Consider the following 12,643-nt stretch of genomic DNA (forward strand, 5'->3'; position numbering starts at 1 on the left):
GACTTCCCACGGCTTCGGCCGCGCCACCTCGCACCCCCGGATCATCAGTCCCGGAGTGATCCAACCACCTCGAAGATCATTTCGTTAGGAGTTCTTAGTGCAGTCCTTGTCCCGCCGCCCAGCCCGGAGCGTCCAGGTTGATGGGCGAGTCGCCGACGAACTGGGCGAGCTGTGTTTCCAGCTTGGCGAGTTCGGCGGCGCCCAGACGCACTTCCCAGCGGGCCCGCACCTCGTCGAAGATGGCCGCGCCTTCGGTGATCAGCCCGATCCCGTGATCGGTGATCCGGATGTTTTTGCGGCGGTTGTCGGCGGGGTCGGTCTCGGTGGTGACGTACCCGCGTTCGACGAGCGCGGCGATCGTCTTCGCCGCGGCCTGCTTGGTGACGGCGAGTCTGCGGGCCAAGTCCGAGGCGCTGTCGGCGCCGGCTCGGATGGCCCGGATCGCGTACTCGTGCGACGGCCGGGCGTCGGGGTATCCCCGGTTCGCCAGCTCCCGGACCACTTCGTCCACCATGTTGCGATAGCTGCCCAGGAGTAGCAGGGCGAGATCGGCGCCGGATCGTGAGGACATGTCCGCAGTCTAAATCTTCCCTTGACTTGGACAACCAGGTTGACCATACTGGAGTCAACCTGGTTGTCTATCGTGGGGATCATCGCATGACCAGCTCCTCCGTGAGTGCCTCGCCCGCCGTGGCCGGCGTCACGCACCACACCGCCGAGGTCAACGGCACCACGTTGCACTACGTCTCGGCGGGCGACACCGGCTCCCCGATCCTGCTGGTGCACGGGTGGCCGGAGTCCTGGTGGGCCTTCCGCGACGTCATCCCACTGCTCGCCGCCACCCACCGGGTGTTCGCCGTCGACCTGCGCGGCTTCGGCGACTCCGGCATCGCCGACGACGACCACGACCTGGCCACCATGGCGGAGGACCTGCACCGGCTGGTCGCCCACCTCGGTGTCGGGCCCGTGCACGTGACCTGCCAGGACATCGGGGGCGGGCCGGTCTTCGCGTTCGCGGCCACGCATCCCGGCGACGTCCTCAGCTTCACCGGCGTCGAGACCACCCTTCCGGGCTACGGCTGGGAGATGCTGGCCGACGTGAGGAACGGCGGCTCCTGGCACGTGGGATTCCTGGCTGCCCCGGGGGTTCCGGAGCTGTTCCTGGCCGGCCACGAGCGAACGATGCTCGACTGGGCCGTCTCGGCGATGACGCTGGTGCCGGGCGGGATCACCGGGGCCGACCTCGACGAGTTCGCCCGCACCTACACGCGGCCGGGCGGCTGGCGCGGAACCGAGGGGCTCTACCGTTCCTCCCTGACCGGCGGCGACCGGATGCGGGCACTGGCCGAGTCCCGGCCGCTGACCGTTCCCGTGCTCGCCGTCGACGGCATCAACGCCCCCATGACCGAGCGGACCATGCGCCAGGTCGCCGGCGACGTCACCGCGGTCACGATCCCGGACGTCGGGCATTTCGTCGCACAGGAGGCGCCCGCCGCCTTCACCACCGCGGTCGGCGACTTCGTCGACCGCGTCGACCGGAGCCGCTGAACGGCCGAGTCCCCGCACCGCCCCCCTCAGTGCCCTCTCCGGGCTGCCGCCGACGTGGCCTCGCGCCGGGGCAGCGCCGTTGCCTCCCGGATTCGTGCCGCCGAGGTGGGCAACTCCCGCGCCGATACCGCGTGCCTCGGCCGACCGCGGCCGAGTCAGCGGCGGAATCCTCGCTCCTGGCGGCGTCGGAGGCGCGACACGGACGCCGCCTCCGCCTCCGCGAGCCGCCTTTCCCCGCCCCGGACCCGCACGGCACTGACCGAACTCACCAACGTCAACCTCCTGCAACAACACGCTGCCAGTCGGTACGTCTTCCACGACCTGCTGAGGGTCTACGCCGAGTGCGCGCTCGCAGAGGAACCACGCGAAGCACGCGAGGCCGCCGTGCATCACCTCCTCGACCACTACTTGCGCACGGCGTACGAAGCCGACCCCGCCCTCCTGGCCCTTCCTGCCGATCTGCGGATCCGGTGGGGCCCGGCCGGTACGGTGCCGGGTGAGACGTCGACCGCAGGGGGAGAGCGTGGCCAAGGTCCGAAACCGGAGCGAGGTGCTGGGCTTCGGCGTACCGGTGGCGCTCTTCCTGCCCGGGGTCGCCTACCTCGGGATCACCAACGGCCACCAGTTCATCGCCAACGACTCCTTCGCCTTCATGTACTGCCTGGCCAGCGTCGGCTTCGCGTCGGTCCCGCTCACGGCGTGGCGCCGGGGCGGCGGCCGGTACGCCGCCCCGGGCTTCGTACGCTCCGCGTGGTTCCCGTGGCTGTTTGAGGCTCGCTGCGCGGTGGGCGGGTGAGGTGGCGGACCATAGGAGTGACCATCATCCAGGTGGAGGAGCGGAAGAGCTGATCGTGGGCGGGGTGGTCGTCGCGTTTGTGGCGGAGATGACCACGCTCTGCCAGGGCATGCCGCGCATGACGACGGCCAGGTGCCGCTTACGGCCGTTGATTTTCTTTCCGCTGTATGAGGTGCCTCTGCCGGGAGTTGATCCGCCCCAGCCAACAACAGCCCTGTAGGACGGGCGCATTCGGGGCTAGTCAAATAGGTCACGTGAGACATGCTGCTTCGTGGCGCTGGTACAGCATTCGATTCGAAGGGAACCTGTCTTGCCGAAAACCATTGTCATCACTGGTGCGAGCGATGGAACCGGCGCCGCCGCGGCACGCCAACTGGTAGATGATGGACACCATGTGGTCGTCGTGGGCAGGTCCGAGGCCAAAACCAAGGCGGTCGCGGATGAGCTCGGCGTGCACTGTTTCGTCGCCGACTTCGCCCACTTGAGCCAGGTGCACACCTTGGCCGCACAACTCGCCGATCATTGCCCGCGCATCGACGTACTGGTCAACAACGCCGGGGCGATCCTCGGGGACCGCCATGTCACAGTAGACGGCTTTGAGGAGACGTTCCAGGTCAACTATCTCGCGCCGTTCCTGCTGACCAACCTGCTGCTGGATACCCTGCTGGCTTCCCAGGCCCTCGTCGTGCAGACATCAAGCAACGCCGCGCGACTGTCAGCACGCGTCGACCTAGACGATCTTGACAATGCGCGGAACTACTCACCCGTACGCGCCTACGGCAACGCCAAGCTGGAACTCATACTCTTCACCCGGGAACTGCATGACCGATACCACGGGCAGGGCCTGTCCGCGGTGGCCTTCCATCCCGGTGGTGTCTCGTCGAACTTCGCCAGGACCAGCCGAAGCCTCGTGGGCTCACTTTTCCGGACGCCTGTGCCTCGCTTGTTTTTCCAGTCCCCGCAGAAGGCGGCACGGCAACTGCTGCGGTTCGTCGCCCCCGCACCCGAGGACAGCATCGTGTCCGGTGCGTATTACGAGAACGGCAAACCACGCACGATCAAGACACCTCCCATCGGACCGCAACTGTGGGAGGCCACCACAACGTTGCTCGACCTCAACAAGGGGTAGCGAGCCAGGGCAGTTGCAAGTTCCGGGTTCGTACGACTGGTCGGGTAGCGACCAGTTGGGGTGCATAGCAGAGCAGGCACGGGTTTCGTGATCATTGTGGTGTCTGAAGCCCAACGATCACGAGGTGGCCCGTGCCTGCTGCCATATCTTCTCCCATCCCTGCCGTGCTGGTGAAGCTGGGGCCGCTGGACGCTGACCGGGTTGCTGATCTGCACCCCTACCTTGACTCGGTGCCCGACCCCCGCTCGCGGCGGGGCCGGTGGTACTCGCTGACGGCGATCTTGCTGGTGTGCGCCTGCGCGGTCGTCTCGGGCGCGAAGAGCATCGACGAACTTGCCGAGTGGGGCGAGCGAGCCCCGAACACGCTGCTGACGGTCATCGGTATCCGCCGCCATCCCCTAAGGTGGCGGCGCACTCCGGCGCCGACCACGATCGGGCGGGTGCTGGGGGCCATCGACGGTGAAGCCCTGGACCGGGCTGTGGGTGCCTACCTGGCCGACCGGCACCGCGCTGCCACCGAGCCCGCCGTGACAACGTCTGCGTCCGGGCGGCGGCGCGTCATTGCCGTCGACGGCAAAGCACTCAAGGGCTCAGCCCGTCTCACCTCGGCGCGACGGCATCTGCCCTCCGCGGTCACCCACGGCTGCGTCGTGACCCTCGCCCAGGTGGAGGTCGGCGCGAAGACGAACGAAACCACGCACTTCCGGCCGCTGCTGGCGCCGCTGGACCTGGCCGACGCTGTCGTCACCTTCGACGCGCTGCATTCGGTCAAGGCGAACGTCTCCTGGCTGGTCGAGGCCAAGAAGGCCCACTACATCGCCGTGATCAAGACCAACCAGCCGACCGCTCACAGCCAGCTCGCGGCCCTGCCATGGCGGGACATTCCCGTTCCAGCAAACCGCCTCCGCCTCCGGGCACGGCAGGCGGGAGTCCCGCTCGATCAAGACCTGCGCCATCGCGGACCAACTCGGCGGGATCTCCTTTCCTCACGCCCGCCTGGCCATCCGTGTCCACCGCCGGCGAAAGCCCACCGGCGAACGCGAGACCCGCGAGAGCGTCTACGCCGTCACCAGCCTTGACGCCCACCAGACCGGCCCGGCCGATCTGGCCGCCGCGATCCGCGGGCACTGGGGAGTGGAGAACTCCTCGCACCACATCAGGGACGTCACCTTCGCCGAGGACGCCTCCACCGTTCACACCGGGACCGCACCTCGCGCCATGGCAACCTTCCGCAACCTTGCCATCGGCGTGCTGAAGACCCTCGGAGCCGAGAACATCGCCAAGACCACCCGGGCGATCCGCGATGAACCCGGACGAGCACTCACCATCCTGGGCATCACCAACAATCCGGACCCCCACGGAACTTGATCAAGCCCTGGTAGCGAGCCGTATATCTGGCGCGGAGGACTGGTCAGGTGCAACGCCCCCCGTCGTGCGCGGTAGGCGGTGAGGCGTCGAGAATCGCGATGGGGCTCGGCATTCACATCGGTCGTGCCGCGGCCAGGTCCGCGGCCCGCTGAGGGGACAACAGTCCGGCGATGGCCTGGGCGGTGTCGCTGGTGTGTTCGCGGCGGCCAAGGTGGCGGGCCAGGCCCGTCAGTTCTTCAGGTGGGCGATGCCGTGTCCGACCCGGATGCGGCGTGAAAAGTGCGCCTCGCGCTGTCGTTCGTGCATCTCCTCATACCAGTCGGGGGCGTTCTTCTTGAATTTGCGGTGCGACCGCGGGCCGTCGGCCAGGAGCGTGACCAGCCCTGACTGGCGGGCGGGGGTGATGTCCGCGCAGCTGCCGGGCCTGGTCGGGCTGCAGAACAACACGCGGCCGTCCCCGTCCGCGACGACCATGGTCTTGACCGCGTTCTGCTTGCTCTTGCCGGAGACGGACCTGTCCCGGTCCTTGCGCTCGGCTGCCAGGCGCAAGGACCGGTATCTCGGTGCCGTCGATGATCCCGGGCTTCCCGTCGACACCGGCTGACCTCAGGCGGTCAACTGCCGCAGCAGGTCGGACGAGTCGTGCAGTGCCGTCATCTGTACGAAGCGACCGTCGCTGACCTTGTAGATGGCGTACTCGGTGATCTCGAAGGAGGCGCCGGAGGGAGGAACGCCGAGCCACTCCTTCACAGGGGTACCGGTGTTGACCGCGCGCACGGCGATCCGGTCCCGGTCGAACAGCAGCTCCTTGACCTCCCAGTGGAGGTCCGGAACGGCATCGACGTCGTGCTTCTGGACCGCGATGACGTCGTCGCGGACACCCGGTTCGCCGTTCAGCATGACGTTGTCGGCGATGAACTCGTCCATCCCGTCGAACTCGTGGGCGTTGAGCGCCGCAACGTAGCGCAGGTACCAGTCCTTGAGGGCGGTGTCAGACATGAGTATCTCCTTCTGGGTGTTCGATCCCTGTGTGGGGACCGAGGGAGCGGCGAGGAGGGATGTCCCACTCGACTCGCCGCTCGCGTCAGGGGGGTGCGAAGTGATGGACCGGCGCCCTCCCGTACCCGCCGCGTGAGCCTGGCCTCATCTCATCCGTGAGTCGCCCAAAGAACGGGGTGTCAGGGGTGTGCCGGCTGCTTGTCCGGGAGGGAGTGCCGCCGGAAGGCCCGGTCCTTGAGCGGGGCGCGTTGGCTGGTGGAGTGCCGGTGCCTAGGTGGGCAGCGGCCGGCGGCACGGGTCCGGCCGTCCGTTGCGCTTTACCAGCCGAGGGGGCCGTAGCGGTCGATGATCCGGCCGGTTCCGGCGCCGGGGTCCTCGATGGCCAGCGTCACGATGGCGTCGGTTCCCTCGGTCACGGTCTGGATGCCGGTGTGGCCGTTGAGGTCGGTCGCGGTGTAGCCGGGATCGGCGGCGTTGAACCGGACGTCGCTGAAAGCTTTCGCGTACTGCGTGGTCAGCATCGTGACGGCGGCCTTGGAGGCCGCGTAGGCGGGGGCGATCACCTTCGACTCGACACGCTCGGGGTCGCGGGTGAGTGCGACGGACCCCAGGCCGCTGGTGACGTTGACGACGGCCGGAGCGTCGGAGGCGCGCAGGAGCGGCAGGAAGGCCGTTGTGACCCGCACGATGCCGGCCGCGTTGGTGTCGAGCACCCGTGCTGCCTCCGCGCCGGTCAGTTCCTCGGCGGACACGACGCCGCCGGTGATGCCGGCGTTGTTGATCAGGACGTCGACCCGGCCCTCGTGGGCCGAGACATCGGCGGCCGCGGCCGCGACCGAGGCGTCGTCGGTGACATCGATCCGCACGAAGCGGGCGCCGAGCTCGGCCGCCGCACGACGTCCGCGGTCGACGTCGCGGGCGCCGAGGAGCACGGTGTGGCCGAGTTCGGTGAGGCGGCGGGCGGTCTCGAAACCGAGGCCCTTGTTGGCACCGGTGATGAACGTGGTCTTGGGCATGCCCCAAACCATGACCGAGTCTGCCGCCAGCAGCCAGGGAACGGTTTTCGGTAGGAACAGCAGTACTACCTCCGCGAGCACCGGATGGGCGTGCGGTTACCTACGATTCAGGGGTGACCAAGGAACATGTCGTGGACAATCAGCTGGGAGCGACGCTTCGGGCCTGGCGGGACCGGCTCTCGCCGGAGACCGTCGGAGTGCCGGTGGACAGGGCGCGTCGGTCGCCGGGCCTGCGGCGTGAGGAGCTGGCCGAGCTGGCCGGTCTCTCCGTCGACTACCTGGTGCGTCTCGAGCAGGGCCGGGCCGTCAGCCCCTCCGAGCAGATCGTCGGCTCGCTGTCCCGTGCGCTGCGGCTCTCCGAGGACGAGCGAGATCACCTCCACCGTCTCGCCGGGATCCGGCCGCCACAGGACGAACAGGTCGTCTACGACATTCCGCCGAGCATGCGCAGGCTGCTGACCCTGCTCGACTCCACTCCGGTCGCGGTCTTCGCCGCGGACTGGCAGCTGGTCTGGTGGAACCCCAGGTGGGCGGCGCTGTTCGGCGACCCCCTGCGGATCGGGGCCGAGGAACGCAATCTGGTGCGGCTGCGCTTCCCGGTCGCCTCGGACCGCGGCCGTCTGACGAGCTGGCCGGTGACACCGGTCAACGCCGAGGCCGCCGACCGGGCCCTCGTGGCCGACCTGCGCCGGGCCGCGGCCCGGTTCCCCGACGATCCGCGCGTGACCGAGCTGGTGGCCAGCAGGGTCTCCGGCAACCCCCGGTTCGCCGCATTCTGGGCCGACGCCGCAGTGGGCCGGCACGCCGAGGACCGCAAGACCGTCCGGCATCCCGACATCGGAGAGGTGAGCGTGGACTGTGACGTGCTGACGGACGGGGACACCGATCTCAAGGTCGTCGCCTACACGGCGGTCCCGGGCAGCGAGGACGAGTCCAAGCTGCAGCTCGCCGGCATCATCTCGCCTCCCAGGAGCATCGCGTGAGCACGATCGGCATCATCGGGGCGGGTGAGGTGGGCAGCCAGCTCGCCCGGGCAGCCGTGACCCACGGATATCAGGTGGTCATCGCCAATTCACGAGGACCCGAGACACTGACACATCTCGTCGACGAACTCGGCCCCTCGGCCCGTGCCGCGACAGCGTCCGAAGCCGCCGAAGCGGGCGACTTCGTGATCATCGCCGTCCCCCTCAAACTGGTCAACGACATGCCCGCGGAGCAGCTGGCCGGCAAGATCGTGCTCGACACCAACAACTACATGCCCTGGCGTGACGGCCACTTCGAGGCCGTCGACTCGGGGGAAAAGACCGTGCACGAGCTGCGGCAGGAGCAGCTGCCCGCATCCAAGGTCGCCAAGGCGTTCACCCACATCCAGGCCCCGCGCCTCTTCCTCTCCGCCACTCCTGCGGGCACTCCTGGCCGGCACGCGCTCTCGGTCTCCAGTGACCACCCCGAGGCGGTGGAACTCGTCACACGCCTGTACGACGAGTTCGGATTCGACACCGTCGACAACAGCCCGCTCAGCGAGTCCTGGCGAAGCGGCCCGGGCCAGCCCGCCTGGCAGTCGCACGCCTACCAGACGCGCGAGCAACTCGCCGCCAACCTGGCCGCCGCCCGCCGGATCAGGTACCCCGTCCGGGGCTGAGCCGTGTGTTCTCAGGGTCTCCTCGTACATGCTGCCCACCATTGAGACACTTTCCGGCCATATGCTTGGCTGATTATTCGACTGCTTCGCCCGGCGAGGGAGGAGCACAGTGGATGCCAGACAGGCAGGTTCAGTGACGGACGTGGGCTTCGAACCGACCCGGCTGGTCGGCCGGGACCGCGAGTTGGCCGAACTCGCGATGTTCCTGGACAAGGCTGTGACGGACGGAGCCACCGTCCTTCTCACCGGTGAGCCTGGTGTGGGAAAGACGGCGCTCCTCGACGCGACCGCCGAGCTGGCGGTCGCGAAGGGAGTCCGAGTCATCCGCGGGAGCGGTGTCGAGTACGAGACGGACATCAGCTTCGCAGCGCTCCATCAGCTCGTGGCCGCGCTGCCGGACGAACTGGGTCGTCTGCCGCGTCCCATGCGCGAGGCCCTCGAGGTCGCCCTCGGTCTCGGCGCCGGCCTCGCACCGAGCCGGATCACCGTCCTGAACGCGGCACTGTCCCTGTTCGACGAGGCCGCGGCAGAGCAGCCGCTGCTCCTCGTGGTCGACGATCTCCATGTCGTCGACCAGGCGAGCCGGGCCGCGGTGGGATTCGTCGCCAGGAGACTGGCGGGCCGCCGCATCGGTCTGCTCGGGGCCCAACGGCCGGAGTCCGGTGAGCTCTTCCCGTCCACCGGCCTGACGGAGATCGAGGTCTCGCCGCTCAACGACGCGGACGCACTGCGCCTGCTGACCCGGCACTTTGCCCACCTCCCCCCTCGAGTCCGGTCGTCCGTGGCACGAGACGCGCAGGGAAATCCCCTCGCTGTGCTCGAGTTCGCCGGATCCATCCATGTGTCCGGCGACCGGACCAGCAACGAGGCGAGGTGGCCGAGCGGCCCGGGACGAGACGTCCGTGCTCTGTACGGCGCCCGCGTCGAACGGCTGCCGCCCAGAACGCGCGACCTGTTGCTACTCGCGGCTCTCGAGGGCTCCGGCGACATCGGTGTCCTCCAGGCGGCCGGCGGGCCGGGCGGGCTCGGAGAGCTCTCTCCGGCGGAGCGCGACCACCTGATCATGGTCACGGAAGACGGCCGCGCCGTGCGCTTCCGGCATCCGCTGGTCAGGTCCGCGGTGGTCGACGGCTCCACCGGCGAGCAGCGACGCGGCGCCCACCGCCGACTGGCCGACGCGCTGGCCGACCAGCCCGAGCGCCGCGGTGACCACCTCGCGAGAGCCACGACGGTGCCCGACGAGGCGGTCGCCGCGGTGATCGAGTCGGCGGCCGTGGCCGGCCTGCGGCGCGGCGACGCCGACGGCGCGGTCGCGAGGCTGCGGCACGCGGCCGAGCTGAGCCCCGGCCGGGCGGACCGCAGACGCCGCCTGTCCCAGGCCGCGTACATCGCTGCCTGGGTCTCGGGCCATCTGGACCTCTCTCACGAGATCATGCGCGAGGTGCAGGGCGGCCCCGCGGCCCGGTCGCTCTCATCGGCTACGACCGCCGGCTTCCTGGCACTCGTGACGGAGGGCGACGTCGACACGGCCCACGCGCTCCTGAGGGAGGCGATCGAGCAGGCTCCGGCCCCGTCCGCCCTGCCACCGCAGGAGCTGGAGAACGCGCTGTTCATCCTCACGCTCACCAGCGTGTTCTCGGGCCGGGAGGAGCACTGGCGACCTCTCCTGGACGTGCTCGACCAGCTTCCCGAAACATCGCCGTCCGCCGCGGCGTCACTGGGGCGCATCCACCACGACCTCGGCTCCGTCACCGACGAAACGCTGCGCCGCCTGGACGAGGAGATCCTGCGGCTGAAGGGCCAAAGTGACACCGACGTGGTCATCCGCACCGCCCTGATCGCCTCGTACCTCGACCGGCTCCCGGACTGTCGCGAGGCCGTGTTGCGGGTCATACGCGACGGCGGCGCCGTGGGATCGAGCATGCCGGCCCTGATCTTCGTCGCCATCGACCACATGTACGCCAGCCGGTGGCAGGCGTCGGCCGATGCCGCGGCCGAACTCATAGCACTGTGCGAAGAGATGGGATACCAGGCGTTCGCTCAAGTGGGGCATTACTTCGCCGCGATGGCCGCGGCCCAGCGCGGCGACCTCGACGTGTGTCAGGAGCACTGCCGGAGCATCTGGGAGTGGTCGGGACCCAGGGACCTGCGGCGCCTGGTGAACCACGCCCACCAGGCGGCGGCCCGGGCGGCCGTCGGCGCCGCAGACTTCGAGACGGCCTACCGGCACGCCACGGTGATCTGTACCCCCGGTGTGCTGCCGCCCTTCAACCCCGATGCGGTGTTGTCCGCACCGGACCTCGTCGAAGCAGCCCTGCGGTCCGGACGGCACACGGAAGCACGACGGCACGCCGAAGCGATACGCGACGCCGGCATCGGCCACCTGTCGTCACGATTCGCCCTGACGGTGGCCACGGTCATGGCGATGACAGCGGCTCCCGAGGACATGGCCCGGTCCTTCGAGGAGGCCCTCGGCCTTCCGGGCGCCGGACAATGGCCTTTCGAGGTCGGCCGTGTTCATCTTGCCTACGGCGAGGCGCTGCGCCGTCAAAGACTCAACCGGGAGGCCCGGACTCAGTTGACCGCCGCCCGCAGGCACTTCGAGGAGCTCGGGGCCCGCCCGTGGGAGGCTCGGGCGGCGGCGGAACTGAGGGCCACCGGAATGACACGGACCGTCCGGGGCAGGGTGGGGGAAGCCCTCACCCCGCAGGAGCTGGAGGTCGCCGGGCTGGCGGCGAAAGGGCTGTCGAACCCGCAGATCGCGTCGCGGCTGTTCCTGTCGGCGCGGACGGTGTCGTCCCATCTTTACCGCGTGTTCCCGAAACTGGGTATCACCTCGCGCGCCGAACTTCGCGACGCTCTGGGCTCGTTGCCGCTCGAGCCGCCGGCCGGGCTGTAGTACTGCGACGGCACTGACGTAAGCAATCCGTCGGCCTGATGTCAGTCAGTTGACGGAAGCTGTCAGTACGGTGGCTGAGCCATTCTCGTGGAGACATCGAATCCGCCCGGCACTCGGACGGAACCACGAGGAGGAAGCCATGCCGTTCGTCACCACCAGCGATGGAACCGCCATTTTCTACAAGGACTGGGGCACCGGCCGGCCGGTGATGTTCCACCACGGCTGGCCACTGAGCTCGGACGACTGGGACGCCCAGCTGCTGTTCCTCGTCCAGCGGGGCTACCGAGTCATCGCCCACGACCGCCGCGGTCACGGGCGCTCCGCCCAGGTCGGCCACGGGCACGACATGGACCACTACGCGGCGGACGCCGCCGCCGTGGTGGATCACCTCGGTCTGCGTGACGTCGTCCACGTCGGCCACTCCACCGGCGGAGGAGAGGTCGTCCGGTACGTAGCCAGGCACGGCGCCGGCCGGGTCGCCAAGGCCGTCCTCATCGCAGCGGTCCCGCCGCTCATGGTCCAGACCGCATCGAACCCGGGAGGGCTGCCGGTCGAGGTCTTCGACGGCTTCCGCGAGGCTGTGGCCACCAACCGCTCCCAGTTCTACCTAGACATCGCCTCCGGGCCGTTCTACGGGTTCAACCGCCCGGGCGCGGACGTGTCCCAGGGTGTCATCCGGAACTGGTGGCGCCAGGGGATGACCGGTGGCGCGCAGGCGCACCTCGAGGGGATCAAGGCGTTCTCGGAGACCGACTTCACCGAGGACCTCCGGGCACTCGACGTACCCACGCTCATCATGCACGGCGACGACGATCAGATCGTCCCGATCGCCGCCTCTGCAGAACTGGCGGTCACTCTGGTCAAGAACGCGAATCTGAAGGTCTACCCGGGACTGTCGCACGGCATGGCCACCGTGAACGCCGAGACCGTCAACGCCGACCTCCTCGCTTTCATCGAAAGCTGACACCGGCCCGGTCCCGGCAGACAGTTCACCGGGACCGCAGGACAACCAGCCGTACCAACACGAGCCGGGCCCGAAAGGGTTCCGAGAACCGCTGACCGGGAGCCCGGTCGAGGAGAGCGCCGGGGCAGGGGGGCGCAATCACCGCTCTCGGGCCCCACACGCCCCACCCTCACGGTGACCGACCGTGCCGGCGCGCTCACCTGGTGGCACACCCCGCCCACCGCTCCCCCGCATTCCCACGGGGCAGCCCCACGAAGAGATACCGCTCGTTCCCGCCCCGGT

General features: G+C 69.0%; 12 protein-coding genes and 1 pseudogene. 9 read left to right on the forward strand and 4 right to left on the reverse strand.

The window, feature by feature from the left end:
- Positions 1-94 precede the first annotated feature (94 nt).
- The gene (locus ACF1AG_RS33870; protein ID WP_387799011.1) at positions 95-571 is read right to left on the reverse strand and encodes a MarR family winged helix-turn-helix transcriptional regulator; all 477 of its coding nucleotides are present in this window, start codon (positions 569-571) and stop codon (positions 95-97) included.
- 86 nt (positions 572-657) lie between these two features.
- Here ACF1AG_RS33870 and ACF1AG_RS33875 point away from each other — a divergent pair, with 86 nt between their 5' ends.
- The 5 genes and pseudogenes from ACF1AG_RS33875 (at position 658) to ACF1AG_RS33895 (ending at position 4,841) form a co-directional block, all read left to right on the forward strand.
- On the forward strand, positions 658-1,548 hold the full coding sequence (locus tag ACF1AG_RS33875; RefSeq protein ID WP_387799014.1) for an alpha/beta fold hydrolase: 891 nt from the start codon (positions 658-660) through the stop codon (positions 1,546-1,548).
- Positions 1,549-2,071: 523 nt separating this feature from the next.
- Complete coding sequence (locus tag ACF1AG_RS33880; RefSeq protein WP_387799017.1) at positions 2,072-2,344, forward strand: hypothetical protein; 273 nt, start codon at positions 2,072-2,074, stop codon at positions 2,342-2,344.
- Positions 2,345-2,654: 310 nt separating this feature from the next.
- Positions 2,655-3,473 (forward strand): SDR family NAD(P)-dependent oxidoreductase, encoded by an 819-nt coding sequence (locus tag ACF1AG_RS33885; RefSeq protein WP_387799020.1) that lies wholly within the window; start codon positions 2,655-2,657, stop codon positions 3,471-3,473.
- A 230-nt stretch (positions 3,474-3,703) separates the two neighbouring features.
- A pseudogene (locus tag ACF1AG_RS33890) lies at positions 3,704-4,276 on the forward strand (ISAs1 family transposase); the annotation flags it as partial.
- A 151-nt stretch (positions 4,277-4,427) separates the two neighbouring features.
- Positions 4,428-4,841 carry a hypothetical protein gene (locus ACF1AG_RS33895; RefSeq protein WP_391810977.1) on the forward strand — a complete coding sequence of 138 codons (414 nt, stop codon included), beginning with the start codon at positions 4,428-4,430 and terminating at the stop codon, positions 4,839-4,841.
- Positions 4,842-5,069: 228 nt separating this feature from the next.
- Here the strand turns inward: ACF1AG_RS33895 and ACF1AG_RS33900 are convergent, their stop codons facing one another.
- From ACF1AG_RS33900 to ACF1AG_RS33910, 3 genes are all read right to left on the reverse strand, one after another.
- Positions 5,070-5,390: a transposase family protein gene (locus ACF1AG_RS33900; RefSeq protein ID WP_387799024.1), complete on the reverse strand. Its 321-nt coding sequence runs from the start codon at positions 5,388-5,390 to the stop codon at positions 5,070-5,072.
- A 57-nt stretch (positions 5,391-5,447) separates the two neighbouring features.
- A complete protein-coding gene (locus ACF1AG_RS33905) occupies positions 5,448-5,840 on the reverse strand; it encodes an ester cyclase (protein ID WP_387799027.1) in 393 nt (130 codons plus the stop codon).
- Between the two features lie 317 nt (positions 5,841-6,157).
- Complete coding sequence (locus tag ACF1AG_RS33910) at positions 6,158-6,856, reverse strand: SDR family NAD(P)-dependent oxidoreductase (RefSeq protein WP_387799030.1); 699 nt, start codon at positions 6,854-6,856, stop codon at positions 6,158-6,160.
- A gap of 113 nt (positions 6,857-6,969) precedes the next feature.
- Here ACF1AG_RS33910 and ACF1AG_RS33915 point away from each other — a divergent pair, with 113 nt between their 5' ends.
- The 4 genes from ACF1AG_RS33915 (at position 6,970) to ACF1AG_RS33930 (ending at position 12,361) form a co-directional block, all read left to right on the forward strand.
- On the forward strand, positions 6,970-7,839 hold the full coding sequence (locus ACF1AG_RS33915) for a helix-turn-helix transcriptional regulator (RefSeq protein WP_387799031.1): 870 nt from the start codon (positions 6,970-6,972) through the stop codon (positions 7,837-7,839).
- A complete protein-coding gene (locus ACF1AG_RS33920) occupies positions 7,836-8,498 on the forward strand; it encodes an NADPH-dependent F420 reductase (RefSeq protein WP_387799034.1) in 663 nt (220 codons plus the stop codon). Before ACF1AG_RS33915 ends, ACF1AG_RS33920 begins: the two co-directional genes overlap by 4 nt.
- A 142-nt stretch (positions 8,499-8,640) precedes the next feature.
- Positions 8,641-11,397 carry an ATP-binding protein gene (locus tag ACF1AG_RS33925; protein WP_391810974.1) on the forward strand — a complete coding sequence of 919 codons (2,757 nt, stop codon included), beginning with the start codon at positions 8,641-8,643 and terminating at the stop codon, positions 11,395-11,397.
- Between the two features lie 139 nt (positions 11,398-11,536).
- The gene (locus tag ACF1AG_RS33930) at positions 11,537-12,361 is read left to right on the forward strand and encodes an alpha/beta fold hydrolase (RefSeq protein WP_387799038.1); all 825 of its coding nucleotides are present in this window, start codon (positions 11,537-11,539) and stop codon (positions 12,359-12,361) included.
- Positions 12,362-12,643 lie beyond the last annotated feature (282 nt).

The sequence above is a fragment of the Streptomyces sp. NPDC014764 genome (genome assembly GCF_043082785.1).
GTDB classification, from domain to species: domain Bacteria; phylum Actinomycetota; class Actinomycetes; order Streptomycetales; family Streptomycetaceae; genus Streptomyces; species Streptomyces althioticus.